The following is a 25,931-nucleotide window of genomic DNA, read 5'->3' as shown; positions in this document are numbered from 1 at the left end:
GGGAATATCATGAAACTAAAATTGAAGAATTTTAAGCCAAATAATTTATGGTATGCCGTCTGTTCAAGCTCAATGATATTCACATGGCTGATGACAAGCTCTGTGGTGCAGGCAAGTGATTTACAAATTTATGCCTCACCTACAGCAGGTAAAAAAACAATTGTGATGATGTTGGATACATCAGGAAGTATGACCAACAATAGTTATGGTGAAAACCGCTTAGCCATGCTTAAAAATGGTATGAATGCTTTTTTGGCTAGCAATAACCCTGTCTTAAATGATACGCGAGTAGGTTTAGGAAATTTCTCGGCAAATGGCGACAGCCGAAGTGGACAAATCTTGGTGGCTGCTGCTCCTTTAGGAGATGCGAGTACTTTAAATACGGTAGGCTCACAACGTTATAAATTAAAACAAGCTGTTGCTAATTTAACTGCAGGAGGCTCAACACCTTCAGCCCACGCTTATGCTGAAGCGGCTGCTTATTTGATGGGAACAACCACATATTCAGAGACGAATTATGCTATTCGTAAAGATAGTTATATCAAACGTGTAAGAAGATCTGATAATAGAACTGAATATTCATATTGTACTAATTACCGTGATTCGCAAATTGATACAGCCAACCTATGGCAACCTTGTCGTTCAAATAGTTATTGGAGTAGCTGGTCAACAAATAATCCAGGTGTGGATAATGCTACTGCTTATGATACTTCATCTGACTGGACTTATTACTATACTTATTACTACACCACTTTTAATTATGCTGTAGCAAATGCAGATAGCGGTATTCCAAAATCTAAATCAAATGATACAGCTAGCAATCCGAATATTGTTGTAGACCGAAATGCTACTAACTCCAATGCAGTGTATCAGTCACCTTTACCTGCAGTAGCGAATCGCCAGAGTTGTGATGGACAAGGTATTTACTTCTTATCGGATGGCGAACCGAACAATACAACAAATACACGTTCGGCAAGTGTCATGTCGACTGCTTTAGGTAGTACTTTTGGAGCTGATTTTAATTGTTCTGGAGGTTTATCTAACACTACGGCAGACTCTGGTTGGGCTTGTATGGGGGAGTTTGCAAAAAGATTATTTGATAAAACAAAGAACCCTGCCGGAGTTTCTATTCAAACAGCATTTGTCGGTTTTGGTAGTGACTTTTCTAGTTTGAATTCTTCTGATGTAAAAAATGCCTGCCGTTTAAGTTCGAGAACCCAGTCTGACCGAAAAGGAGATGATGCGTGTTCACCGAATCAATCTACAAATGCGGTAGCTGCACCAGGTTATGGGAATGGTGGTTTTTTCCCTACTCAGAGTTCACAAGGCGTAACAGACAGCGTTATCGCATTTATTAATAATTTAGATAAAGTTCCTTTAGAACCCTTAACCACAGGTGCTATCTCAGTTCCATATGATGCATTGAATCCCAAAAATTTACAGGAATATGGTTATTTACGAGCTTTTGAGCCAAATCCAGCTAACACGTACTTAACATGGCGTGGAAATTTAAAGAAATATCATGTTGTTTTATCTGGAGCGAATGCAGGTGCTTTTGAGGCCAATTCTGGCGGATTAGTCTACAATGCAAGTGGGGCTTTTAGGACTGGAACAAAGGATTATTGGAATAGCTCTACTTATACTGACGGAGGCAAAGTCTTTTTAGGTGGTTCATATGCGAATGTGCCTTTACCCATTGCTGGACAACCTGAAACACGTGATGCAGAAGGGAATATCACAAAATATTATTACGCAGTACAAAGTAAAATCCGCAACTTATTTACTGATGTTTCCGCCGTTGCAGCAGATGGTAGCTTAACGAAAATTTCAACTTCTGGAACTAATTTGCTAAAAATTCCAGCTGCTCCACCAGAAGGAACTAATCCTTTTGATACGGTGGCTAATACAGCAAGTTATGTTTTAGGTAAATTTGATCCATCAACTGGACAAAATATTTTAAAAGCTTTTCCTATAAGCTTGAAATTAAAAATATTAAATTATTTAGGTTATTCAACAGATATTAATGCAACAACTCTGCCTTCATCTTTGGTTACATCGAATGAACCTTATTTATCGATGGGGGGAAGTATTCACTCTTTACCGGTTCAACTAACCTACAATGGAACACTAGATGATAATGGAAATTTAACATCTGCGCGAGAACAATCCATCCTCTATGGAACTATGGAAGGCGGATTACATATTGTGGATGCTTCATCTGGTATTGAGCAAATGGTCTTTGTTCCTGCAGATATTTTAAATGATTCAGTTGCTTCCAAAGCTTTAGTTGTTGGTCAAAGTGATGCTTCAGCTCCCGCTCATGGTATGGACGGAGCTTGGGTATCTGATCCAGCCTATAATATTACTACAGTGGGAAGTGGTAGCTCGGCAGTATCAAAAGTAACTGCAAAGCAAATGAATATTTATGGCGGCATGCGTATGGGGGGAAGTAGCTACTACGGACTAGATGTATTAAGCCCTACTTCACCGAAACTGCTTTTTAGAATAGGGGCAGACCAGACTGACTATAGCCGTATGGGTCAAAGCTGGTCTAAACCCGTACTCGCGAACATCCGTTATAACGGTTCTATTAGACGCGTCCTGATTGTTGGCGGTGGTTATGATCAGTGTTATGAAAAACCAAATATTACGTTGACTGACGCTTGCTTTACCAATGGAAAAGCAAAAGGAAATGCTGTCTATATTATTGACGCAAAAACTGGTCAGCGTTTGTGGTGGACAAGTGATACAGGTTCTAATACTGATAACGCCAATATGAAGCATAGTATTGTTAGCCGTATTAGTACTTTAGACCGTGATGCTGATGGCTTAGTCGACCATCTATATTTTGGAGATTTAGGCGGACAAATTTTTCGCGTGGACCTTAATAATAATCAGACAAAAACCAATTCGACCTATAGCAGTTTTGGTGTCAGAGTTGTGCGTTTAGCGAATTTAGCAACAAATGATTCAACTTATGATGGCACAAATGATTATACAGGTGGGAATGCTCCTCGTTTTTATGAGCCTCCAACAGTAACGATCCACGATTATGGAATTCACACTTTTATTACAGTAGGTATTGCATCAGGAGACCGTAGTACACCTTTAGACGTTTACCCACTCACAGGTCGTGAAGGTATGCTGCCTGCAAGTGCATTAAGTGGACGTCCTGTAAATAATGTATATGGAATTATTGATAGAGACTTTGTTAAAAAGAACTTAATGTCTTTAACTGATAATCAGCTTGAAACAAAAGATATTACACGGACAGGCTTAAGAAAAAATCCACAAATTCTAAGAACAGGTGAAACAAGAGTAGCTCAAATTTTCTTCCCCACTACAGGAGTAGGTAAAGGTGGTTGGTATCGCTCGCTTTCTAGTACGAGCGATGGTACAGAAAAAGCTAATAATAGTTTTCGTATTAAAGGAGGACTCAAAGCTTTTGAGGAACCAATGGCAATTACGGGTAATTTAATTATTCCAGTTTATGACCCTCAAGGAACGGGAATTGTTGCGGCAGATCCTTGCCTACCTCGTGTTGTGGGAGAAACAGACCGACAAACTTATTGTTTACCATTTGGTGCTTGTCTTAATCCGGATGGAACCATTAATTCAAATAAAGAAAACCCGAGCGGGTTTCAAACAAAAACTGGTAGTAACTGTCCAGCTGGAGTCTCTGAATGTAATACAAATGTCATTGGTGCAGGTATTCGTAATATCACATTTGTTCCAAAAAGAGATGAACCTCCTGTGACTAATAGTTGTGGCAAATTACAGCTGTCTGGAAACGAGAACGGAACAGGTGAGTGGCAGTGTACAAGTCATTTACTTCCTGTGCGCTGGTATGAGCGCTATCGCTAGAAGGAACAGCTTATGAATAAATACTCTATTCTACGGTTCAATCAGGGGGTTACCTTGATTGAGCTTATGGTCGTGATTGTTATCGTTGCTATTTTTGCTTCAATTGCTATCCCTTCATATCAAAGTTATAGCCGTAGAGCTACTGCATCTGCGGCTAAAAGTGAAATTTTGAAATTAGCTGAACAATTAGAACAGCATAAATCAAGAAATTTTACTTATAGGGGTTTTACCACAACCTCTATAACCCTACCTCGCGGGGGATATACGATTCAGATTACTGATGATACGACCACAGGTAATTTATTAACAAATTCTGCTGCAAATGGGCAAACATGGGTAATTAGAGCAACCACAACAGATTCGAGAAATTTTAATTTTATTGCTAAAAATTCAGGTATACGTTGTCAAAGTTTAACAGTTACAGCTGTTGATAATGATTGTGGTGGTACGACTACTTGTAATACATGTGAAGCGAACAGTGAGGTTTGGCAGTGAAGAATGGTTTTTCTTTAATTGAAATTATGGTCGTGGTAGCAATAGTTGCAATTTTAGCGGCTATAGCCACCCCTTCATATTTACAATATTTGCGTAAAGGACATCGTACTGCTGTTCAATCCGAAATGATGAATATTGCGCAGACCTTAGAATCTCAAAAAATAGTAAATAACCGTTATCCTTCGGATGCGACCATACAGTCAATTTATGGTTCTAATGTGAGTCCTATACAAGGTCAGGCTCTATATAAGTTAGCTTTTACAACTCTAAATGATTCAACTTGGGTACTTACTGCAACACCTATTTCTACTAGCTCACAAGCAGGTGATGGAATTATTTGTTTAAATGACCAAGGGCAAAAATTTTGGGCAAAAGGTGCCACAGTTTGTGCCCTATCTGCTTCATCGAGTTGGACCGAGTAATTTAAATTCAAAACTGCGGATAACTCAAAATTTAATCTTTCTTTCAGGGTGAAAATCACGTAGAATGTCGCCCTCTATGAAAGGGGTTTGAAGTGTTGCCGATGGTCGGCGCAGGGATAATCCGTAAGAATTATAAGGCTTTTATCATGGTTGTTATTCGTTTAGCACGTGGCGGCGCAAAAAAACGTCCATTCTATCAAATCGTTGTGACTGATAGCCGCAATGCACGTGATGGTCGTTTCATCGAGCGTATCGGTTTCTTTAACCCAACTGCACAAGGTCAAGCAGAAAAACTTCGTTTAGACGCAGACCGTTTTGCTCACTGGGTTTCTCAAGGTGCTCAACCTTCTGAACGTGTTGCTTCTTTGGCTGCTCAAGCTAAAAAAGCTACTGCATAATTATTGTAGTAGGTAGCCCATGACACCAACACAGAATGTTCCCGAAGATCGTATTCAGATTGGACAGTTACGTTCAGCTTATGGATTAAATGGGTGGCTCTGGGTGTATTCCAATACAGAACCCATGAGCAATATGTTTGACTACTTGCCTTGGTACATCGAGACCAAGGCCGGTTGGCAAATCGTTGATGTAAAACGTTGGAAACCACATGGCAAAGGCTTGGTTGTTGCTCTAAAAGGTGTGAGTGATCGCACAGGAGCAGAAAGCTTGGTTGGCGCTAATATCTGGATTGCTAAATCTCAACTGCCGAAAGCAGATGTAGATGAGTACTACTGGTCAGATTTGAAAGGCTTAACAGTGTTAGGTCTTGATGACGACGAACAGGAAGTGAACTTGGGGCAAATTCATGAGTTATTTGAAACTGGAGCCAATGATGTGATGGTTGTACGCGCTACACCAGACAGCATTGATTCAGAAGAACGCATGATCCCGTGGCATAAAGATGTGGTGCAACGCGTTGACCTTGAAGCTGGTCGCATTTACGTCAATTGGGGCGTAGATTATTAATCCTTTTTATAGGATTAACGCAGCAGGAAAATAGAGGAGTCTGCGGTGTTTTTTGCAGTCATTACGCTTTTTCCTGAAATGTTTGAAGCGATTACAGCCTATGGGATTAGCGGGCGTGCAGCAAAACGTGACATAGTACAAGTCACTTGTATTAATCCACGTGATTTTGCTGAAGGGAATTACCGAAGAGTGGATGAACGTCCATTTGGTGGTGGTCCTGGTATGGTGATGATGGCGGAGCCTTTGGCAAAAGCAATTAACCATGCCAAACAACTTGCTTCGCAAGCAGGATGTGTTCATGTACCTGTGGTGTATATGTCTCCACAAGGCAAGACTTTAAATGAACAGGCAGTACAGCAGTTTGTCGATTATGATGGCTTAATTGTATTGTGTGGGCGTTATGAAGGCGTCGATGAGCGTTTGATCCAGCATTATGTTGATCAGGAATGGTCGATTGGAGATTACGTCTTATCTGGTGGTGAACTACCTGCCATGGTGTTGCTTGATAGTATTATTCGCCGTTTGCCGAATGTAATGTCAGATGAGCAATCAGCGATACAGGATTCTTTTGTAGATGGTCTTTTGGATTGTCCGCAATACACTAAGCCAGACCAGTTTGAAGGGTTAGATGTTCCTGAAATTTTAAAATCGGGACATCATGCCAATATTGAGAAATGGCGTTTTTTGCAGCGTTATCAACGAACTTTAGAGCGTCGACCTGAGTTGATTGAACAGGTTACGTTGACTAAGCAGCAAAAAAAATGGCTGTCAGATGAACAAGGGTAAGCACATCCCCTGTGTTTTTCTGAGCAAAAGATGAGAAGCTTTGCTTCGAATTAAAGCATAAGTCTATTTTTTATAGATTTATGTGTACTTAAGGCTCTTTACGGTTGTCGTAAAGGGAAAGTTAAACGGGTTGATATGCGCTTTAGCCTCTATCCCCAGCGGAAACTCAGGCCTCTTCTGACTCCGCACATATTGGAGATTCCCACAATGAGTGGTAAACATCCTTTAGTTCAAGCTATTGAAAATTCACAGTTAAAAACTGACCTTCCTGAATTTGCTCCTGGTGACACAGTAGTTGTTCAAGTTAAAGTAAAAGAAGGTGACCGTGAACGTCTTCAGGCATTTGAAGGTGTTGTAATCGCTAAGAAAAACCGTGGTTTGAACTCTGCGTTCACAGTACGTAAAATTTCTAGCGGTGTTGGTGTTGAGCGTGTATTCCAAACTCACTCACCAGTTGTTGCTAAAATCGAAGTGAAACGTCGTGGTGACGTTCGTCGTGCTAAACTTTACTACCTCCGTGACTTGTCTGGTAAAGCTGCACGTATTCGTGAAAAATTACCAGCTCGTAAAGCGTAAGCTTATAGCGAGTAAAAAATGCGCCTTTTGGCGCATTTTTTTTGTTTTAAAGCTTATAATCCTTGAAGTTTTAAACGGTTAGCATGTTGACGGTAAACCGAGACAGGGTCTGCTGCAAAAATAGAACGTATTCCCATGATCTGATTGACTTCATCTAAATGATTCCAGTTATAGTCGTCACGAATAGTTTTACCAAATTTGGCACTGCATCGAGAAACCAGCCCATCATTATCCCCAAATGGGTCAACCACTAGACTACTTCCTGTCAATGCTATATCAAATGGATCTAATGGGTTTGTCAGCGCTTTATTACCAGAGAATGAATACATATAAATGCCTTTCTCCTGATAAGCACCCTCACCACAAGACGTGGTAGGAACACCCATTGGAAACTGGGCATTAAACTGTGCAGAGCCTTGAGTCGATAAACTGTGGGCACCTGCTAGGGAGTCATGCGGATAACTATTTGGGTCTAGACCTCCTGCCCAAGTAATTGCTGCGGAAAACCAGTTTACTAATGTTGCCAGTCCGGATAGAGGAGTACCCTCAACATTCAGGATGACATCTGCCATTGGCGATCCTTTGTGAGGTGCACCAATAGTAGTAAGCGAAGCGACTTTTTCAGGCATGATCCCAGCGACATAGCGAATTGTTGGTCCCCCGTGGCTATGTCCGATCAAGTTGACTTTAGGCTTTCCGGTGATGGCAATAATTTCTTCTACTTGTTGGGCAAGTTGTTCTCCACGAACTTCAGTTGAGTTAAACGGAGAAACTCTTGTTGCCCAGACATTTCCTCCGTTACGTGCAAGATCAGGAAGAATCTGATACCAGTAGTCCAGACCAAGCGTATCTGTTCCAACTCGATTAAAACCCGCCATACCATGGTTAAAAACCAATGGATATTTGGTTTGTGCATAAGTCGAATAGACGAATGAGCTTTTGACTTGCTCTGCATTTGTGGCATGGGTTGCTGAAACACTCAGTCCTGAGAGTATTGCAGCACAGAAAAATATTAAGTTCCTTTTCATTTTTTACTCACTATTTTTATTTTGTATGAGAAGCAGCTTCTACTGCTGGATAAGGTTTGGCTCACTTTGAAATAGAAAAGCCTAGTAGTTAAAGGGTAGTTCACCTCCTTGGTCATGGACTGTTTCAAAAGTTCTAAGACGAAGCTGTTCTTGCGATGAGCTAAATTGTTGTTGGCGTAGTTGTTGAATAGCTTGTTTTTTAGCGCTGTCACTCATATTGCTATGCAGGACTTCATCACGTTGATTTAAGTAGCCAGTCACTCGCTGTTGCCACGCATTACGCTGTATATCTAAAGTTTCTAATCGTTGAGTTGCCTCGGCTCCAACAAGTGCTGTACGCATTTGCCGAAGTTCCTCTGCTGAACCATTGCGAGCTTTAATTTGTTTGGTCAGTGTGTGTAAATCATCAAGCTTTGAGAGTTCTTGTAGGTTTTCTTGCCAGTCTTCTGGTAATTGTTCAAAGCGCTCTTTGAGTTTTTTAGCTTTTTCAATTTCGCTTAAAGATGAATCTTCTAAAATCTTCATGCGATCTAATGTGTAGTTCTGATAAATGTCTTCTGTTGAAAATAACCCTTCAATTTCAGAGGCAGAGAAGAAACGTTTTCTTATATCTTGAATTGAACTGAAGATCTTTTGAAAATAATTTTGATCTTGTTGTTTAGATTGAGGCGGTTGAATTTGTGCAAGCTGCTCACGGTATTTTAAATAACGCGTCCACAAATCAATAATCTGTGAGCGGGCTGGCTCTAAATATTGATCTTGTATAAATTTCTCAAAATGAGTTTTAACTTGTTGTAAATTGCTCTCGCCATACTGCGTAATAAAATATTCAAAGCAGTCACGGGTTTGGCTATTCACAACTAAATGCTGTGAACTATCAATTTTTAATTGGCAGTTAACTTGAGTATCTTGCTGACTTTTACTCAAATAAGTATTTTCGTTTAATGGTGAATTTAAAGTAGATTGCGAAGTAGCTACCAAACTTTTAGCTTCATCCTGATTTGGCTGAGGTGAAGTATTTTCCGAGTCTGGGCTTAGCCAATACACACATGCGATGAGGCTCAAAATAAAAAATCCGAGCACACACCACCATATCTTTTTCTGCATCCTTTGCATAAAGATATCTTCCTTAAGTTTTCATTTGTTGTTTTTTACTCGATCATTAATGTGCCATAAAATAAGTGAAAAGGCACCTAAATATTATGAAAATATCTTGCTGAATTTGCTAACATGTCGGCACTTTTCTCTAGCTTTGTGTTCCAGTAAAAATGACGACAAAAAATCAAAAAATTTCTCGTCGCCATATCAGTGGTGTATTTCTTTTAAATAAACCATTAGGGCTAAGTTCTAACGCTGCTTTGCAAAAAGTGCGTTGGCTTTACCGTGCCCAAAAGGCGGGTCATACTGGTGCATTAGATCCATTAGCAACCGGTTTACTACCTATTTGTTTAGGAGAGGCCACTAAATTCTCACATTATTTGCTGGACTCGACAAAGCGTTATCAAACTACTGTTCGATTAGGCCAAACTACAACAACAGGCGATGTTGAAGGCGATATTTTACAAGAACGTCCTATCCCGGTTCTTAGCAAAGAGCTTATTGAGCAAACTTTAGAAAAGTTTAGGGGCGATATTCAACAAGTTCCACCGATGTACTCGGCATTAAAAAAAGAAGGTAAGCCGTTATATGAGCTGGCCAGAAAGGGTATAGAGATTGAGCGTGAGGCACGCCCGGTTACGATTTATGCTTTAGAACTCATTGAATTTACTGAAAATAGTATCACTTTAGATGTAATTTGTTCTAAAGGAACATATATTCGTGTGCTAGGTGAAGATATTGGTGAGGTACTTGGTTGTGGTGGTCATTTAACCATGCTTCACCGTATTCAAACTGGACATTTTGAACTCATCCCAAGTTATACCATTGAATATTTGGAAAGCTTAACGGAAGAGCAAAGAGAAGCTTTGCTACTGCCCGTATATGCTCCAATTGACCATTTCTTAAAAATTCAGGTTCCCGAAGGACGGGAAAAATATTTTTGTAACGGTCTAGAAAGCAATATTGATCATTCTGCAGAAGCAGAAGTGTTGGTTTTTTCGGGTGAACGCTGTCTAGGTTTAGCTGAAATTACTGATAAAAAACGGTTGGTACCTAAACGTATCTTAAATTTGTAGTAGATGTAGAGTATAAAACATGGGCATGGAATGGGATGTTATCCTTAGTTTGATCTTTTTTGCGTTTACTGCGGGAGCAATTGATGCTGCTGTTGGTGGCGGCGGACTCATCCAGATTCCCGGGATCATGAGCACTTTTCCTAACATGTCGACTGCTACGGTGATTGGTACCAATAAAGTCTCATCCATTTTTGGTACGGCATCGGCAGCTTATACATTTGCTAAAAAAGTAAAGTTGCAATGGAAGCTTTTAGCCGTTATTGCCATTTGTGCTTTGATTAGTTCTTTCGCAGGTGCAGCTTGTTTGTCGCTTATCCCTCAATCGGTATTGCGTCCTTTCGTTTTCGTGATGTTGATTGTGATTGCGATTTATACCCTAGTTAAAAAGAACTTCGGACAGGTTCATACCGAGCAAAAAATTACTACGAAAATGCTCGTTTTAGCTGGTATCGGTAGTCTGGCGATTGGCTTTTATGACGGTATTTTCGGACCGGGTACTGGTAGTTTCTTTATCTTTTTCTTCATTCGTTTTTTACAAGTCGATTTTTTACATGCTTCGGCGTTGTCAAAAATCGGTAATTTTATGACTAACTTAGCTGCGCTGAGTTTCCTCATCCCAACTGGGCACGCTATTTTACATATTGGTTTAATGATGGCAGCAGCTAACGTGCTAGGTTCTATTGTTGGGGTGCGTACCGCGCTTAAATACGGTAGTGGTTTTGTACGTATTATCTTTTTAATTTTGGTGAGTATCCTGATTTGCCGTTTGGGATATCAAATGTTTGTTACAGGTTAAATAAGATAAAAGTATGAACTGTTCCTGAGGAGTGGTTCATACTTTTGTGTATCATTTAAAGCTATAAATATAAAAATCATTACAGAAACTTACTAGAAAGAAAACTGTGTAAAAAATAGTCTCATTTTAAGCTACTTAAATAATATAAATTTTGCCGTACGATAAACCTTGAAATAAAAAAGATTTTTTAACTAAAAATGAGGAAGAGAATGAATATTTTCGAAGCATTAAGAGAAAGCCACGAAAATCAACGCAACCTTTCTGAACAATTAATCCAGACACATGGTTTAACCGAAGAACGAAAAGAATTATTTGATGCATTAAAAAACGAACTTTATGCTCACTCAGTTGCCGAAGACCGTTATTTATATATCCCTTTAATGTTTGATGATGTCGGTTTGGATATTACGAGACATGCTTTATCTGAACACCATGAAATGGATGAGTTGGTCGAGCAACTTGAAAAAACGGATATGAGTAGCCCAAGTTGGTTGGCAACCGCTAAACAGTTGAGCGAAAAAGTCCATCACCACTTAAAAGAAGAAGAACATAAATTTTTTCAGCAAGCCGGTAAAATTCTTAAAGATAGTGAAAAAGAAACGCTAGGCAATAAATATTTGAAGGAATATAAAAAGTATAAAAAACAGCAATAAGCTACACCTATGATGCTGTTTTGCTCCTTAAAGTAACCCCAATTGACGCTAGCATTACGCAAGCTAAAGCCACCCATTGCAGCATGCTGATTTCTTCGTGAAGTAATAAGAAACCTGTTAATGCTGCCAATGCTGGCGCTAAACTTGTTAGGGTGCCATAAGTTAATTTATTAAGTTGTTTGAGTGCCATTAGGTCGAGTGCATAGGGAATAGCAGTCGCTAAAACTGCAATAAGTAAGGCTTTACCCCAGTACTGTGTATCAAGTAATGCTGGGCCATTATACCAAATACCAATTGGTAATAAGGCGAGGGCAGATACGGTAATCCCTATGGTTAAGGCATGCATTCCTATATTTTGAGTTACAACTTTTTGACCAAAATAAATATAGAATGCCCAGCAAAGCCCTGCGCCTAAAGCACAGGCTGCACCTACGTAAGAAAAGTGGTGTTGAGTTGGATCTTGCCAAGGTACCATGAGTGCAATACCCAGCATGGCAAAAGCTACCCAGATATATTCGCTCTTTTGTTTGATAGAAACTAGGGCTAGGCCTAATGGACCAATAAATTCTAGACCTACCGCAATCCCTTGGGGTAATTTTCCAAGAGAGGTATAAAATAAGATATTCATTAACCCTAAAGATGCGCAGTACATTAATAAATCACGCCATTTTAAATAAGGTAAACGAGACCAGATTTTCCAAGAACGGAACATAACGGCAACAATCACTGCTGCAAAACATAGTCTTAAAATAGTAACGGTAAGTGGATCTAAAGCTGCGATAAGTTGCTTGGCAAATGAAGCGCTGATTTGATACGAAACCATCGACAAAATCATATAGAGCACAGCAATAATTGGAAGATTTTGCATGGAAGTACCTTAACGCTTCATTTGATATTTAAAAATAAGAGTGATTCATTATAGTCAATACTGGGTTTCAACTCGTAGGTTTTGCAGAATTAACTTACTGTTTTTTCACGTTGTTGTCGGGCTCTTTGGGTGGTTATGGTACAACCCACAGAAGCAGTAATAATAGTGGCGAGTGCCAACCATTGATTCCATAACAGGTATTCACCTAAGAAGATAAAACCGGAAAGTGCAGCAACAGCTGGTTCTAGGCTCATCAATGTTCCAAAACTTAAAGGTGTTAAATTGCGTAGAGCTAACATTTCTAAAGAGAATGGAAGTGCACTGGCTAAAACAGCGAGACCAATAAAATAAAAAAAGTATGGTAATTCTATAACTTGCCCAATCGAGCCTGAGAAAAAAGTAATGGGTAAAAGTATACAAGCACCTACAGTCATGCCCAAACAAACTGTATGGTTACCTGAGATACCAGAAGGCTTTTGCCCTGCAATAATATATAGGGCCCAACAAGCACCCGCGCTCATCGCAAATAGGACTCCGATCCAGTCCAAACTATGTGCTTGGTTAAAAGGAAATAATAAAATGAGGCCAATAATTGCGAAAGTGACCCAGACAAAATCATATTTTTGTTTAGCATGGTAAAGGGCCACACTGAGTGGACCAATAAATTCAAATGCAACCGCAATACCAATGGGTAAACGTTCAAGCGATAAATAGAAAAGAGCATTCATGCCAGCAAGAGCAAAGCCATAGCTCAAAATAGCTTTCCATCGGACCTGACTAAAATTAATTTTCCAGATCTGAAAAATGAAAGCCAAAATAAATGCCCCGATACATAAACGCATTGCAGAAACAGTCAGTACAGGAAAGTTCTGAAACAGGACTTTAGCTAAGGATGCGCTACTTTGGACACTTAACATGGCAAGAATAAGAAAGCCCAAAGCATGAAGCTGGGATTTCTGGCTTGAACTGGACATTTTATTATTTGATCAATTGGTATACTTTTCACATGATAATGTAAATACCTATAAAAAAGCCACAGACAATGCTGTGGCTTTTAAAGTTACAGTCTGTATTAGAACAATACGCGTACGCGAATTGTGCCCTCAACTTCATGCAACATATCTAGAGCTTCTTGAGAAGCAGAAGCATCTACGTCCATTACAAGGTAACCGATGTCGCCTTTAGTCATAAGTGACTGACCAGAAATGTTGATGCCTTGTTCAGCAAACAAGTTGTTGATTTTAGACAATACACCCGGTACGTTTTTGTGGATGTGTAGTAAACGGTGTTGACCCGCTGTCAATGGCAACGCGATTTCTGGGAAGTTTACCGCAGAAAGTGTCATACCCTTATCAGAGTAAGCAACAAATTTCTCTGCTACTTCTAAACCGATATTTGCTTGAGCTTCCATTGTTGAACCACCAACGTGAGGAGTCAAGATCACGTTGTCTAAACCACGAAGTGGAGACTGGAATTCTTCACCATTTGCTTTTGGTTCTTTCGGGAATACGTCAACTGCCGCACCTGCAAGGTGACCAGATTTGATTGCATCAGCTAAATCTTCAATCACTACACATGTACCACGTGCAGCATTTAAGAAGATTGCGCCTTCTTTCATTTTTGCAAATTGTTCTTTAGTGAAGAAGTTACGTGTAGACGGAACATCCGGTACATGCAAAGTCACAACATCAGCAGTTGCTAAAAGTTCATCTAAAGAACCAACTTGGCGAGCATTACCCATTGGTAATTTAGTGACTGCATCATAATAAATGACATGCATACCCATACTTTCAGCAAGAACTGAAAGTTGAGAACCGATGGAACCGTAACCTACAATACCTAAAGTTTTGCCACGAGTTTCAAAAGAACCCACAGCAGATTTGTCCCAACCACCACGATGACAAGCCGCTGACTTTTCAGGAACACGGCGAAGAAGAAGAATAGTTTCAGCAAGTACGAGTTCTGCAACCGAACGCGTATTAGAATACGGTGCGTTAAATACAGGAATACCACGTGCCATCGCTGCTTTAAGATCTACTTGGTTTGTTCCGATACAGAAACAGCCTACTGCGATCAATTTATTTGCAGCTTCGAAAACTTCTTCAGTCAATTGGGTACGCGAACGAATACCAATAAAGTGAGCATCTTTAATTGCTTCTTTAAGCGCTTCGCCTTCAAGAGCAGTTTTGCGATAGTCAATGTTGGTATAACCCGCAGCGTTTAAAGTATCGACTGCGTTTTGGTGAACGCCTTCTAACAAAAGGAAACGGATTTTATCTTTAGGTAGTGAAAGATGTTGGCTCATTACGGCTCCGCTACAAAGGCCAAATTTGGTGGCGGTATAATAACATACTGGGCAGCGCTATAGATATTTCGTTTATACCATCGCCTTATGGCAATTTTATCTATGTCTAATCACTTCCATTTATGGCTTGTCGAGCATTACAAAATATGCTTGATCTACGTTTAGGCCCAAATTTTCCTTTAAGGCCTTATAAAAAGTGTTTTATTGGTGTTAAACATGTTTTGTAGTGACAGTATCTCTATTCTGAACTTTATCGCTTGTGCTGTTACATGTAGAATATAGGAGTTCCTTGAACATTATGGCTTTGCTCAGGTGAAAACCTAGAGAAATATGAGGTCATAGTCCCACCACAGTTTACTTCTTGCTAGGTCTGCAAACGATGAATGCTCCAGTCGCTTTAACACCTGAGTTACTCACCCAATTAACAGCAATCGTCGGTGAAAACCGTATTAAAACCGATGCTGATAGTCTCGAAAACTGGGGTAAAGATCATACCAAGCATTTTAATCCGAACCCATCGGTCATCGTTTTTCCATCAACGACTGAACAAGTTCAGGAAGTTGTGAAGCTTGCAAACCAGTTTAATATCGCAATTACACCGTCAGGTGGACGTACAGGACTTTCTGCTGGTGCTGTAGCAACCAATGGTGAAATTGTCATTAGCATGGACAAAATGAACCAGATTCTTGAGTTCTTCCCGGCAGACCGTATGGTTCGTGTACAAGCTGGTGTTGTGACTGAGCAATTGCAAAATTATGCAGAAGAGCAGGGTATGTATTATCCGGTTGACTTTGCGTCAGCGGGTTCTAGTCAGATTGGCGGTAATATCGGTACCAACGCTGGTGGTATTAAAGTCATTAAATATGGCATGACGCGTAACTGGGTACTCGGTTTAACTGTAGTGACGGGTAAGGGCGACATTTTACGTTTAAACAAAGGCATGATTAAAAATGCAACTGGATATGCATTACAGCATTTGTTTATTGGTGGTGAAGGTACATTAGGTTTAGTGACTGAAGCAGAAATTAAACTTGAGCGTCAACCACAAAACCTACAAGTTTTAGTTTTAGGTGTTCCTGATTTTGATGCAGTAATGCCTGTGTTACATGCTTTCCAAAAAGATATCGACTTAACTGCATTTGAGTTCTTTGGTGAGCTTGCAATGCAAAAAGTACTCGACCGTGGGCATGTTCAACGTCCATTTGAAACTCAATGTCCATTCTATGTATTGCTTGAGTTTGAAGCGCCATACGAACCGATTATCGACAAAGCAATGGAGATTTTCGAGCACTGTATGGAACAAGGTTGGGTACTTGATGGTGTAATGAGCCAGAGCCTTGACCAAGTAGAGAGCTTGTGGCGTTTACGCGAAGATATTTCTGAATCAATCGCGCCGTTTATTCCATACAAAAACGATATTTCAGTATTAATTACTCACGTACCTGCATTTATTCGTGAGATTGATGCAATTGTTCAAGAAAACTATCCTGACTTTGAAATTTGCTGGTTCGGCCATATCGGCGACGGTAACTTACACTTAAATATTTTAAAACCTGAAAACTTAACCAAAGATGAGTTCTTTGCGAAGTGTCAGGTCGTGAATAAATATGTGTTTGATACTGTTAAAAAATACGATGGTTCAATCTCTGCCGAGCATGGCGTAGGTATGACGAAAAAGCCATATTTGGAATATTCACGCTCAGCTGAAGAAATCGAATATATGAAAGCTTTGAAAAAAGTATTTGACCCGAAAGGTATTATGAATCCGGGTAAATTATTCGATCTTTAAATTAGATCTATTTTGTAGAACTACATAGTTTCTACAGAGTAACCGGCAAAGGCATAGCATCATAAAGCTATGCCTTTTGTTTTTTGGTGATGAAAATGCAACGTTTATTTTTAATTTCTGCACTCTGTGCTGGACTTATGACGGGTTGTGCAACCACAAGTAAATTAATTCCTTTTGTGGGCTCAGAAACCCCAATGCAACAAGTACTTAAAACGCAACCCGAGATTGTAAAAGAGCATAACAATACTTCAGTTCAGCAGGTATTTAACCGAGTAGAATCTCCAACAGTTTCTCGCATTACTGTTATACAAACCGGTTTAATGGATGACTCTGTCTCAGCAATTCGGACGGAATATTTATTTAAATTGGTTGATGAAAAGTGGCAATTGCAAAATAAGCAAAAGAGCTACCAATGTGCAAGAGGAAAAGGTTCTAAAGGTTTCCAGACGCAGCTTTGTTCTTAAGCATAAAAAAGACGATAAATATATCGTCTTTTTTTATTTCTTAAATTATACGCCACTTTCTAAAATTTTAATTTTGATGTCAACTACATCATCTTTGACTGCTTCATGATGCGCTTGCATATGAGGTGTAGCTAAGTGTGCTTCAAGATGAGCTACACTTTCCCATTTTTCTAACATCACAATAATGTCAGGGTCTTTGTTCTGGAAGCTCGCATTTGAAATGTGGTCAACTAAAGGTTCATAACCATGGCAACCATCTTCTGCTAAAACAGTTGGAATGATTTTTTGAAATGCATTCAATACGTTTTGGCGGTGCTGTCCACCCGATTGAGTACGAATTTCCGCGATAATAGTAAGCATGGTTTTCTCCGGGTTAGGCTGCTGCAAATAGTGTGTTCAAATGTGCTTTGTATGCTTCCACATAACTATCTACATCAGGCATTTTAATTACATCATTTACAATAAATGTTGGTAGGGTGCTCATACCTAAGAACTGATTTGCTTTATGAAATGGTAAATAAACACCATCTACACCCACGCCATGGAAAAACTGATCCGCATCGTCAAATGCTTCCATTGGCGCATTCCAAGTAAGCGACAACATATATTTTTTGTCATGAATTAAACCACCTGAACCATATTTTTTTGAGGCATCAGAGCGGCTACGACCATCGTTTGCATAAAGAGAACCATGACCTGTCGTAAATACATCGTCAATATATTTTTTTACGGTCCACGGTGCACCCATCCACCAGCCCGGCATTTGATAAATTACGACATCTGCCCATAAATACTTTTCTACTTCGGCTTCAGCATTGTAGTCGCTATCTGCACGAGTGACTTGAACTTCGTGGCCGAGTTCAGTGAGGTGATTCGTCGCTAATGTCGTGAGTGTGTCATTTAATTCACCATTTGAGTGGGCAAATTGTTTGGCACCATTAATAACTAAAATATTGCTCATGGGAGTTACTCTAATTCAATTCTTAAACTTGAGCGATACTTTAGAGAACTTACTCTTAAAGAAAAATGTAGTAATTGGAAAAATATTATTGATTAAAAATCATTAATCTTGGTTTGATACCTCATATTGGTTTCTTTATTTTAATGGTAAATACTTTACAAAGTTGAACGGAAAAAATTATTTGTAGACTTTAGCATCAAGGTGAAGTTGTGGTGGAGTTGAGTATGAAAAAGATTGGTTTACTCATGATGTGTAATTTGTTGATTCTGAGTGCTTGTACACCAAATACAAATCCACCTACACCTCAAGCGAACAGTCCGATACAAGCTGTTTTACTCGATCAACCTAATCTTTTAAATAATGCCAGTAATTTAAGTATTTCACAGCAAATGAATGCTTTAGAAGATCCTTCTAATGCTCAAGTCACTATTTTGCAGACAGAGCCGAGTGAAGATGCTGTTTCGAAAACACGTACTGAGTATTTATTAAAAAAAGATCAGACTGTTTGGAAAATCGTGAATAAAAAACAAAGTTATCAATGTACAAAAGGCGAGGAAACAGCAGACTTTCAAGTTAATCCTTGTCCTTAAAGCTGAATCTCTATTGAATATGTGGATAACTTTAGGGTTATTCACAATATAAAAATGAGTTCGTCATCATTAAAATATAGAATTTAAAATTGTTGGAATTGTCCGATTGATGATCAATTTGAAAAGTGATATTGTGTCATCCGGCAATTATGCCAGATGGTAAAAATTACCGAATCTCACGTCATACATTTTTTCTCGTTTTAGACACCTTGTGAATACGGTGTTTCACATTCTAAACATGCACTCTCACGGCATATAACAACTTAACTAAAGATTGACTGACCATACTGTCATCGTCATGACTACATTATTTATTTCAATATGTAGTTGCTGAGACATAGTGGCCGCTATTTTGAAGTGTACAAACTCATGAAAAATATTCAAACGACAGCGTTGAACCGTACAACGTTGATGTTTCCTTTAGCTTTAGTGCTATTTGAATTTGCGGTTTATATTGGTAATGACCTGATTCAGCCAGCCATGTTGGCAATTACTGAAGATTTCGGTGTAAGTGCAACTTGGGCGCCGTCTTCAATGTCATTTTATTTATTAGGTGGTGCATCTGTTGCATGGTTACTAGGACCTTTATCAGATCGATTAGGCCGTAAAAAAGTACTTTTGTCTGGTGTTTTATTTTTTGCCTTGTGCTGTTTTTTAATTTTATTAACGCGACAAATTGAACACTTTCTGACATTACGTTTTTTACAAGGTATTGGGTTAAGCGTAATTTCAGCAGTGGGATATGCCGCAATTCAGGAAAATTTTGCCGAGCGTGATGCGATTAAAGTCATGGCCCTCATGGCAAATATTTCATTGCTTGCGCCTTTGCTAGGGCCTGTACTTGGAGCTTTCTTAATTGATTATGTTTCATGGCACTGGGGCTTTGTGGCAATTGCTTTACTTGCACTGCTGAGCTGGGTTGGCTTAAAGAAACAAATGCCTAGTCATAAGGTAAGTGTAACCAAACAGCCTTTTAGTTATCTTTTTGATGACTTTAAAAAGGTATTTAGCAATCGACAGTTCCTTGGGTTAACGTTGGCTTTACCGCTTGTGGGTATGCCGCTTATGCTTTGGATTGCATTATCGCCAATTATTTTGGTCGATGAACTGAAGCTAACGAGCGTGCAATATGGTTTAGCACAGTTCCCGGTATTTTTAGGTTTAATTGTTGGTAACATTGTTTTAATTAAAATTATTGACCGTTTAGCTTTAGGTAAAACTGTCTTAATTGGCTTACCGATTATGCTCACTGGTACGCTAATTTTAATATTAGGTGTTGTCTGGCAAGCCTATTTAATTCCTTGCTTGTTAATAGGTATGACACTCATTTGTTTTGGTGAAGGAATTAGCTTCTCAGTGCTGTACCGTTTTGCACTCATGTCATCTGAAGTGTCAAAAGGAACTGTAGCTGCTGCTGTTTCAATGCTATTGATGACGAGCTTTTTTGCAATGATTGAGTTTGTACGTTACCTCTACACCCAATTTCATTTATGGGCTTTTGTCTTATCTGCTTTTGCATTTATTGCCTTGTGGTTTACTCAACCACGTTTAGCTTTAAAACGAGAAATGCAGGAAAGAGTTGCACAAGACTTACATTAAAAAAATACCGGAATTTATATTCCGGTATTTTTTATTCTATTTAATTTCATGCTCTAAAAGTTTGCCTTTTAAGCTTAAGAGTTCAGGCAAGGTTTCTAATAATAAACTCATCTGTTTTAAGACAAGTGTGTAGTTTTCTGAAAAATGTTCGTGAGTTATTAAGCTTTGAATTTGCTTTAAAGTCTGTTCAAGAAAACTAAAGTTAACCGACGCTTGTTCAAATAAACTTTGTTTAAGAATTTGCTGACAATCCAGTAAGAGTTGTAATACCTGTTGATCATCAATTTTTTGTCTTTGGCTGCCTAATGCTGCGACATAACTCAGCTGGCTGTGGCTATAAACCAAATAACGAAAGGCATAATGAATCAGCTCTGGATTTGGGTTGGGCTCGGCACTTAAGCTTGAAATCATATTCGACAGTTCAATTTGAGCGTTATGTGCAGCTCGGCGAATTCTACGATATTCAATGTCTTGATTTTTCCCGTGCTGATATTGCTCAACAATCACATTAAAGTAATCGAAAGTTGCTTGGCTACTTTTCTTAATATTGTTTGGAATATTACGGAAGTTCCAGTCTGGCCAAATAAAATTAACAGCAAGCCAAGCAATAAAGCAGCCTAATAAGGTGTCGATTAGGCGAGGTAAAATAATGCTGTAACCTGCACCTTTTAAGTTGAAAATGAGCAATACCATTAAGGTTGCCATCAGTGTTGCCAGAGCATATTTTTTCTGGCGTAAGTAGAAAAAGTTAACTCCACAAATAATGGTAAGAATGAGTTGACCTTCAATACTAGGAACAAAATATAAAATGGGAATACCCAATAAAACGCCGAGTAAAGTCCCAATCGTTCTAAGCTTTAAACGACTTTTGGTTGCAAAGTAAGTAATTTGGCAAACAAATAAACTGGTGAGCAAAATCCAGTAACCATGTTGGGCAAAAGGTAGGAGGGAAATGGCATAACCTGCGGCAAACACAACCGCAATTCGTATTGCATGTCTAAATAGGGCCGATTGTGGCGTCAGTTGCTGCCGAATTTTTAAAACAAGGTCTGAAAATCCTTGAATATCATCATCTAGTAAATTGAGATGTTCTTGCTTGTTCTGACTTAGCGTTTCATTAAACGGTTGAGCATATTGAAGTTGTTCAAATTGTTCATGCATTCCTTTTAAATTATTAAAAATCAGCTTTAAATTTTTAACTTCAAAATTTTGTGGATGCTGTTGTATCCAGTCTTTCAAAGAGCTTTCCAAATGGTTTAGGCCAATTTGGCTTTCTTGAGAAGACTGATATTGTTGATTATGCAAAATGCATTGGGCTAAATCATGGCAAGCTTGAGCTTGTAAGCGTAGGTTTTTCTGAAAACGAAAAATGAGATCACTACGGCTAAAATTTTGTTGGATATGCTCGTAGTGTAAATAATTAGAAGTTGCCTGCTCGTGTATATCTCGCGCAAAAAAGTATAAGTTTAACCAGTAAATACTTTTATTACTGACTCGTGATGCCTTAAGGCGAGTCAGCAGAGAGCTGCGTATTTGGTTAAGACTTTGCGCAACTTGTGTATTTTGTAGTGATAACTCAAATAAAAGCTGTTCAACATTTTCTTTATTATCCGGGTCGAACAACCGTGCTTTAGCTTGAAGTAAGGCTGAAATTTCTTCAAAAATTTGTGAAAGTTTATCTTGTAAAGGAAGTGTTGGTTTAAGAATAAAAAATAAAATAGAAGTTAGGCCGTACCACAACGCACCATAGACAAAATAAGTAGGCTGTTGGTACCAGTATGCATATTCTCCTAAACCAAACATACTATAAATTGAGAGTAAAATCGTACCAAAAGAAATGGTAGCGTAGCGTTGCCCTAAAGCGCCCAATAAAATGAAACAGGCACTAGAAATTGAAAGATATAAAATAAATAAAAATCTATAAGGTGCTAAAAAACCAAGAATAGTGCTAACAGTAAAAAAGAGTAGGCAGACATAGAGCAGGTTGCGTAAACGAAGACTTAAGCGATCATCAAAATCAGTAAGTGCAGCAGCAATCGCACCTAAAGTCACAGGAACGATCAGCTCATTATGACCTAACCAAAGTAAACCTAAAGTTGTGCCTGTGAGTACAATTAAAATTTGCAGGCAATAAATTAAAATTGAATTCGCTTTAAAACGATTGAATAGTTGAGTCAGATTATTCACGGCTTTTTTCTAAATGAGAGGGTACGTGACAATTGGTATTTAAATTTTTATTACTTGAAAAATATTATGCGTTTTGTCTAAAAAAGTCAGTTTATTTTTTAAGATTTTATAATAATTAATTAGTCTAAGTTGCTTAATAAAATAGCTAAATTGTGGATATCTTTTTAGATACCCACAATTTGAAAATAGCACTTATTTGATTACACCACATGCGATTCGCGCTCCGCCACCACCTAGAGGCAAAGGAGAATCTGAATAGTTATCACCACCAGCATGGATCATGATAGCGCGACCTTGAATGTCAGCAAGTTTTAAACGTGGTGCAATAACAGCAGTTGTAGCTACACCAGTATTGTCAACGACTAATGCTGGTAAATCGCCTAAATGCCCGGTAGTTGGCGTACCATGATGTGGGGCTTGGTTAGGGTTATAGTGGCTACCAGCAGCTAAAGCAGCGCCTGGTTTTCCATCTTTAACAGCAGGGGCACAAGATGGATTTTCATGAATGTGGAAACCGCGAGTACCACTTGGTAAATCTGCTAAAGCAGGGGTAATGATTAAGCCCTTATCACTATCTTGAAAGCTAATCGTACCAATTTTTTTACCTATACCATTGGCTGTCACTTCATTAACATCCACCACTTTTTTAGTATGCATTGTGGTAAGTGCATGGGCTGTATCAGATACAGTCTTACTTACCGTGCTACAACCGACCGTTAATAAAGCTGTCAGTGCACATACTGCACCAATTTTATTAAATACTGGCATTATAGATATCCTTATAACTATAAATCTGATTTTTTTATTCAAGCAAAGGTGCGTGAACCCTACAAGTTAATTTAAATAGTCACTTTGTATCTTGAAATATTTTTAAATCATTAGCTTAGTTTTTAGATGGTGGTAAATCATCATCTGAATCATAAATCATGGTTGTTTTTGGCATGGGTTCAGGGTCAATCGTCTCATGAAGCCATTCACGCCAAATCGCTAATAAAACAGCTAAAATAACAGGGCCAATAAATAGACCAACTAAACCAAAACTTGCAATACCACCCAATACACCGAACATAATCAATAAAAACGGAATTTGAGTCGCACCAGAGATTACAAGTGGACGGATCACGTTGTCTGAACTACTTACAATAAGCACACCCCATAAGATGACGCCAATAGCTTCCATGGTTTGACCTTGAGAAAACAACCATAGTCCAACGCCTAAGTAAGAAACAGGAGTACCAAACGGAATTAGGGCTAATAAGAACGTTGCAATGGTGAGAACCATTGGGTTAGGTACACCAGCGACAAAATAACTTAATCCAGCCAGTACTGCTTGAGCAATTGCAGTTAAACCCACGCCATACACAACGGCACGTGTTGTTTCTGAAATTGTGTCGAGATAATGATGAATACGTGGCCCAATCACCATTTCCAAGGCTTTACTCACTTGGGTTAAGATCGTGTGACCATCACGATAAAAGAAGAAAAGACTTAAAATTGCAAAACAAAGTTTGACGATATTTTTACTAATTTCATTTAATAACACACGCCCATAACTTAAATGGCTTTGTACCCAAGCTGCAATATTTTGAATAGTACTATTAGGGTCTGTGTTAATTTCGTTGAGTGTGCGAGATATTTCTTTACCAATAAACGGAAGATTACGAATAAAATCGGGAACGCTTAAATGACCTGAAAAGACTTGACGCTGTAAATCAAAATAAAGGTTTCGGCCTTCATGTTGTAGAATAAAAATAGCACATGTAAATGGCACACCAACAATTAAAATGACTAAGCTAATCATAACTGTAGCATTTAAATTATTTCGGTTTTCACCAAAAAAATGCTGAATTCTTAAATAAATCGGCCAAGTCATGTAGGCAATAATGGCAGCCCAAAGTACAGGTACAATAAAGTACTTCAGGATGTTAAATCCTAAAAAGATCAGGATAAAAAACAGCCCAAACAATAAAACGCGCTGTAAAGTAGGAGCGTATGGATGCACGAACAAAATTCTCTAATTTTTAAAATAGAATAAGGTCATATTAACTGAAAAATGACCTGAGACAAATTTTAGGCAGGCGTGCTCATTTCTGCATCTTGCCCACCTAAAATAAAGAGATGGTTTTAGAACCACTCAGATTTATCTTCAATCAGTTTATTTAAAAGAGGCTGCCACTGGCTTTGAATTGCAATAAAGTTCTTTTGTGGTTTATCAAATACACTTAGACCTTGCATTGCTAAACTGCCATAAGCACTACGCTCTGCAATCCATGCAATAGGTTCATGTTCGATTTTTTCAAAAAATTGCTGAATATCTTTTGAGCTGGCGCTGTTCGGTTTAACTCGGTTTGCAAGTAGTAAAATTTGTACTTTACCTTTACGAATACGTTTAATATCCTGCAAATGCTTGAGAAAACGTCGTGTACTGTCGATATCGAAAAATGAAGGCTGAAGTGGAGTAATAATCGCATGGGCTTCGCTGACTAATTGTTCAGCATGATCACCTGAAAGGGCACCCGGTGCATCAATAATTAAATAGTCTAAATTTTTAGGTGCATCACCAATTGATTTTTCTTGACGCCAGTCGAGGCTTTGAATTACAGCTACGTTATCTGGACGTTGCTTTAACCATTGTAAGGAAGATTTCTGGTTGTCAGAATCTGCCAATGCTACTTTATATCCTTTTTGTGCCAAAGCTGTTGCCAACGTAATGGCTGTCATGGTTTTTCCGCATCCGCCCTTTTGATTTGCAATAAGTATCGTTTTCATAAATTCAGTTATATTCAGCAGCACACTTGTTCTACTTATACCTTAGCATCTTTTTATGTGAAGTAGATGACTGCCTTTGACAAAAGTTTAAGCTACTCCCTAATTTTAGATATGATTGCTCATCTATCGCGATGATGTGTATTTGTTAAGGAAAATTTATGTCCGTATGGCTGGCCATGCTTATTGGTGCTGGTATTGGTATTATTATCACGACGCTTATTTTATCAAATACCCGTAATGGCCGAATCAAGGCTGAATACGAGCAATATATTGCCGAGTTGGAGCTTGAGCATCAACAAGCCCTTGCCCAAGCACAAAAGAGAAGTGTGAATACGAGCCGCGCCGTATTAAAAGGAAAAATGGCAGAACAATTTGCGCCAGTCTTGCCGGAGTTTCAGTATTTGCCAAGTGATGCCAAGTTTATGGGCGACCCGGTTGATTATATTATTTTCGATGGCTATACCGATTTTCGAGATGGAGACGGAACTGCCGATGATATTCAAATTATTTTGCTGGATGTAAAAAGTGGAGGGGCACGTTTAACAAAGGGGCAGCAAGCAATTGCTCAGGCAATTAAGGAAGGGAAAGTTCGTTTTGAAACTTTAAGAATAGATTTTGAAGATTAATAATCTATTTAAT

Annotated in this window: 26 protein-coding genes; 15 read left to right on the top strand and 11 right to left on the bottom strand. The window is 38.8% G+C overall.

Translation table 11 applies throughout. The features are described 5' to 3' along the window. The first annotated feature begins 9 nt into the window (after positions 1-9). The 7 genes from R5R67_RS06875 to rplS all read left to right on the top strand — a co-directional run bounded on the left by R5R67_RS06875 (position 10) and on the right by rplS (position 7,109). A complete protein-coding gene (locus R5R67_RS06875) occupies positions 10-3,864 on the top strand; it encodes a PilC/PilY family type IV pilus protein (RefSeq protein ID WP_000768945.1) in 3,855 nt (1,284 codons plus the stop codon). Between the two features lie 12 nt (positions 3,865-3,876). Next, on the top strand, positions 3,877-4,359 hold the full coding sequence (locus tag R5R67_RS06870; protein WP_001046419.1) for a type IV pilin protein: 483 nt from the start codon (positions 3,877-3,879) through the stop codon (positions 4,357-4,359). Beyond that, complete coding sequence (locus R5R67_RS06865; RefSeq protein ID WP_000788338.1) at positions 4,356-4,781, top strand: type IV pilin protein; 426 nt, start codon at positions 4,356-4,358, stop codon at positions 4,779-4,781. Before R5R67_RS06870 ends, R5R67_RS06865 begins: the two co-directional genes overlap by 4 nt. Positions 4,782-4,927: 146 nt before the next feature. Continuing rightward, positions 4,928-5,179 carry a 30S ribosomal protein S16 gene (gene rpsP / locus R5R67_RS06860; RefSeq protein WP_000260334.1) on the top strand — a complete coding sequence of 84 codons (252 nt, stop codon included), beginning with the start codon at positions 4,928-4,930 and terminating at the stop codon, positions 5,177-5,179. A 19-nt stretch (positions 5,180-5,198) separates the two neighbouring features. Further along, complete coding sequence (gene rimM / locus R5R67_RS06855; protein WP_000189236.1) at positions 5,199-5,747, top strand: ribosome maturation factor RimM; 549 nt, start codon at positions 5,199-5,201, stop codon at positions 5,745-5,747. A 45-nt stretch (positions 5,748-5,792) separates the two neighbouring features. Next, a complete protein-coding gene (trmD, locus tag R5R67_RS06850; RefSeq protein ID WP_000464598.1) occupies positions 5,793-6,533 on the top strand; it encodes a tRNA (guanosine(37)-N1)-methyltransferase TrmD in 741 nt (246 codons plus the stop codon). Positions 6,534-6,740: 207 nt separating this feature from the next. Then, positions 6,741-7,109 (top strand): 50S ribosomal protein L19, encoded by a 369-nt coding sequence (rplS, locus tag R5R67_RS06845; protein WP_000014562.1) that lies wholly within the window; start codon positions 6,741-6,743, stop codon positions 7,107-7,109. Positions 7,110-7,162: 53 nt separating this feature from the next. On the opposite strand, the gene R5R67_RS06840 is transcribed toward rplS, so the two are convergent. Further along, a complete protein-coding gene (locus R5R67_RS06840; RefSeq protein WP_086261923.1) occupies positions 7,163-8,104 on the bottom strand; it encodes a lipase family alpha/beta hydrolase in 942 nt (313 codons plus the stop codon). Positions 8,105-8,218: 114 nt separating this feature from the next. Then, on the bottom strand, positions 8,219-9,253 hold the full coding sequence (locus tag R5R67_RS06835) for a lipase secretion chaperone (RefSeq protein WP_001189451.1): 1,035 nt from the start codon (positions 9,251-9,253) through the stop codon (positions 8,219-8,221). Positions 9,254-9,405: 152 nt separating this feature from the next. Here R5R67_RS06835 and truB point away from each other — a divergent pair, with 152 nt between their 5' ends. The 3 genes from truB (at position 9,406) to R5R67_RS06820 (ending at position 11,760) form a co-directional block, all read left to right on the top strand. Then, positions 9,406-10,311, top strand: coding sequence for a tRNA pseudouridine(55) synthase TruB (gene truB, locus R5R67_RS06830; RefSeq protein WP_000208693.1), 906 nt, complete (start codon positions 9,406-9,408; stop codon positions 10,309-10,311). A gap of 19 nt (positions 10,312-10,330) precedes the next feature. Then, positions 10,331-11,107 (top strand): sulfite exporter TauE/SafE family protein, encoded by a 777-nt coding sequence (locus R5R67_RS06825; RefSeq protein WP_000525222.1) that lies wholly within the window; start codon positions 10,331-10,333, stop codon positions 11,105-11,107. Between the two features lie 209 nt (positions 11,108-11,316). Next, positions 11,317-11,760, top strand: a complete 444-nt coding sequence (locus R5R67_RS06820) for a hemerythrin domain-containing protein (RefSeq protein WP_001019905.1) — start codon at positions 11,317-11,319, stop codon at positions 11,758-11,760. 7 nt (positions 11,761-11,767) lie between these two features. On the opposite strand, the gene R5R67_RS06815 is transcribed toward R5R67_RS06820, so the two are convergent. The 3 genes from R5R67_RS06815 to serA form a co-directional block, all read right to left on the bottom strand. After that, a complete protein-coding gene (locus R5R67_RS06815; RefSeq protein ID WP_001180515.1) occupies positions 11,768-12,628 on the bottom strand; it encodes an EamA family transporter in 861 nt (286 codons plus the stop codon). An 89-nt stretch (positions 12,629-12,717) separates the two neighbouring features. After that, the gene (locus R5R67_RS06810) at positions 12,718-13,602 is read right to left on the bottom strand and encodes an EamA family transporter (protein WP_000099319.1); all 885 of its coding nucleotides are present in this window, start codon (positions 13,600-13,602) and stop codon (positions 12,718-12,720) included. 98 nt (positions 13,603-13,700) lie between these two features. Continuing rightward, positions 13,701-14,933: a phosphoglycerate dehydrogenase gene (serA, locus tag R5R67_RS06805; protein ID WP_000077814.1), complete on the bottom strand. Its 1,233-nt coding sequence runs from the start codon at positions 14,931-14,933 to the stop codon at positions 13,701-13,703. A gap of 379 nt (positions 14,934-15,312) precedes the next feature. On the opposite strand from serA, the gene R5R67_RS06800 reads away from it, so the two are divergent. Both R5R67_RS06800 and R5R67_RS06795 read left to right on the top strand, forming a co-directional pair. Next, entirely contained in the window at positions 15,313-16,722 is a 1,410-nt protein-coding gene (locus R5R67_RS06800; RefSeq protein WP_000993504.1) for an FAD-binding oxidoreductase, read from the top strand. A 95-nt stretch (positions 16,723-16,817) separates the two neighbouring features. Continuing rightward, a complete protein-coding gene (locus R5R67_RS06795) occupies positions 16,818-17,186 on the top strand; it encodes a hypothetical protein (RefSeq protein ID WP_001189305.1) in 369 nt (122 codons plus the stop codon). 45 nt (positions 17,187-17,231) lie between these two features. Here R5R67_RS06795 and R5R67_RS06790 read toward each other — a convergent pair whose 3' ends face one another. Beyond that, positions 17,232-17,546, bottom strand: coding sequence for a putative quinol monooxygenase (locus tag R5R67_RS06790; RefSeq protein ID WP_000955559.1), 315 nt, complete (start codon positions 17,544-17,546; stop codon positions 17,232-17,234). A gap of 13 nt (positions 17,547-17,559) precedes the next feature. Next, complete coding sequence (locus R5R67_RS06785; RefSeq protein ID WP_000065461.1) at positions 17,560-18,147, bottom strand: NAD(P)H-dependent oxidoreductase; 588 nt, start codon at positions 18,145-18,147, stop codon at positions 17,560-17,562. Positions 18,148-18,371: 224 nt separating this feature from the next. On the opposite strand from R5R67_RS06785, the gene R5R67_RS06780 reads away from it, so the two are divergent. After that, complete coding sequence (locus R5R67_RS06780) at positions 18,372-18,737, top strand: hypothetical protein (RefSeq protein WP_000719498.1); 366 nt, start codon at positions 18,372-18,374, stop codon at positions 18,735-18,737. Between the two features lie 369 nt (positions 18,738-19,106). Further along, a complete protein-coding gene (locus tag R5R67_RS06775; protein WP_000790115.1) occupies positions 19,107-20,336 on the top strand; it encodes an MFS transporter in 1,230 nt (409 codons plus the stop codon). A gap of 36 nt (positions 20,337-20,372) precedes the next feature. Here R5R67_RS06775 and yccS read toward each other — a convergent pair whose 3' ends face one another. The 4 genes from yccS to R5R67_RS06755 form a co-directional block, all read right to left on the bottom strand. Further along, the gene (gene yccS, locus R5R67_RS06770; protein ID WP_001061817.1) at positions 20,373-22,523 is read right to left on the bottom strand and encodes a YccS family putative transporter; all 2,151 of its coding nucleotides are present in this window, start codon (positions 22,521-22,523) and stop codon (positions 20,373-20,375) included. 192 nt (positions 22,524-22,715) lie between these two features. Further along, positions 22,716-23,291 (bottom strand): superoxide dismutase family protein, encoded by a 576-nt coding sequence (gene sodC, locus R5R67_RS06765; RefSeq protein ID WP_001143885.1) that lies wholly within the window; start codon positions 23,289-23,291, stop codon positions 22,716-22,718. Positions 23,292-23,406: 115 nt separating this feature from the next. Then, positions 23,407-24,525 (bottom strand): AI-2E family transporter, encoded by a 1,119-nt coding sequence (locus R5R67_RS06760; RefSeq protein WP_000553809.1) that lies wholly within the window; start codon positions 24,523-24,525, stop codon positions 23,407-23,409. Positions 24,526-24,647: 122 nt separating this feature from the next. Beyond that, positions 24,648-25,292: a ParA family protein gene (locus tag R5R67_RS06755; RefSeq protein WP_000849145.1), complete on the bottom strand. Its 645-nt coding sequence runs from the start codon at positions 25,290-25,292 to the stop codon at positions 24,648-24,650. A 158-nt stretch (positions 25,293-25,450) separates the two neighbouring features. On the opposite strand from R5R67_RS06755, the gene R5R67_RS06750 reads away from it, so the two are divergent. Next, positions 25,451-25,918, top strand: a complete 468-nt coding sequence (locus R5R67_RS06750; RefSeq protein WP_000118035.1) for a Holliday junction resolvase-like protein — start codon at positions 25,451-25,453, stop codon at positions 25,916-25,918. Positions 25,919-25,931 lie beyond the last annotated feature (13 nt).

The sequence above is a fragment of the Acinetobacter sp. OYA S30 genome, assembly GCF_033599315.1.
GTDB lineage: Bacteria > Pseudomonadota > Gammaproteobacteria > Pseudomonadales > Moraxellaceae > Acinetobacter > Acinetobacter baumannii.
Note: the sequence above shows the minus strand (reverse complement) of the source record. Positions and strands in the feature narration are given on the sequence as shown.

Excerpts from the sequence above, each read along its gene's own strand:
- R5R67_RS06875 (WP_000768945.1), top strand. The coding sequence starts at position 10 with ATGAAACTAAAATTGAAGAATTTTAAGCCAAATAATTTATGGTATGCC.
- R5R67_RS06870 (WP_001046419.1), top strand. The coding sequence starts at position 3,877 with ATGAATAAATACTCTATTCTACGGTTCAATCAGGGGGTTACCTTGATT.
- rpsP (WP_000260334.1), top strand. The coding sequence starts at position 4,928 with ATGGTTGTTATTCGTTTAGCACGTGGCGGCGCAAAAAAACGTCCATTC.
- rimM (WP_000189236.1), top strand. The coding sequence starts at position 5,199 with ATGACACCAACACAGAATGTTCCCGAAGATCGTATTCAGATTGGACAG.
- rplS (WP_000014562.1), top strand. The coding sequence starts at position 6,741 with ATGAGTGGTAAACATCCTTTAGTTCAAGCTATTGAAAATTCACAGTTA.
- R5R67_RS06835 (WP_001189451.1), bottom strand. The coding sequence starts at position 9,253 with ATGCAAAGGATGCAGAAAAAGATATGGTGGTGTGTGCTCGGATTTTTT.
- truB (WP_000208693.1), top strand. The coding sequence starts at position 9,406 with ATGACGACAAAAAATCAAAAAATTTCTCGTCGCCATATCAGTGGTGTA.
- R5R67_RS06825 (WP_000525222.1), top strand. The coding sequence starts at position 10,331 with ATGGGCATGGAATGGGATGTTATCCTTAGTTTGATCTTTTTTGCGTTT.
- R5R67_RS06820 (WP_001019905.1), top strand. The coding sequence starts at position 11,317 with ATGAATATTTTCGAAGCATTAAGAGAAAGCCACGAAAATCAACGCAAC.
- R5R67_RS06815 (WP_001180515.1), bottom strand. The coding sequence starts at position 12,628 with ATGCAAAATCTTCCAATTATTGCTGTGCTCTATATGATTTTGTCGATG.
- R5R67_RS06810 (WP_000099319.1), bottom strand. The coding sequence starts at position 13,602 with ATGTCCAGTTCAAGCCAGAAATCCCAGCTTCATGCTTTGGGCTTTCTT.
- serA (WP_000077814.1), bottom strand. The coding sequence starts at position 14,933 with ATGAGCCAACATCTTTCACTACCTAAAGATAAAATCCGTTTCCTTTTG.
- R5R67_RS06800 (WP_000993504.1), top strand. The coding sequence starts at position 15,313 with ATGAATGCTCCAGTCGCTTTAACACCTGAGTTACTCACCCAATTAACA.
- R5R67_RS06795 (WP_001189305.1), top strand. The coding sequence starts at position 16,818 with ATGCAACGTTTATTTTTAATTTCTGCACTCTGTGCTGGACTTATGACG.
- R5R67_RS06790 (WP_000955559.1), bottom strand. The coding sequence starts at position 17,546 with ATGCTTACTATTATCGCGGAAATTCGTACTCAATCGGGTGGACAGCAC.
- R5R67_RS06785 (WP_000065461.1), bottom strand. The coding sequence starts at position 18,147 with ATGAGCAATATTTTAGTTATTAATGGTGCCAAACAATTTGCCCACTCA.
- R5R67_RS06780 (WP_000719498.1), top strand. The coding sequence starts at position 18,372 with ATGAAAAAGATTGGTTTACTCATGATGTGTAATTTGTTGATTCTGAGT.
- R5R67_RS06775 (WP_000790115.1), top strand. The coding sequence starts at position 19,107 with ATGAAAAATATTCAAACGACAGCGTTGAACCGTACAACGTTGATGTTT.
- sodC (WP_001143885.1), bottom strand. The coding sequence starts at position 23,291 with ATGCCAGTATTTAATAAAATTGGTGCAGTATGTGCACTGACAGCTTTA.
- R5R67_RS06755 (WP_000849145.1), bottom strand. The coding sequence starts at position 25,292 with ATGAAAACGATACTTATTGCAAATCAAAAGGGCGGATGCGGAAAAACC.
- R5R67_RS06750 (WP_000118035.1), top strand. The coding sequence starts at position 25,451 with ATGTCCGTATGGCTGGCCATGCTTATTGGTGCTGGTATTGGTATTATT.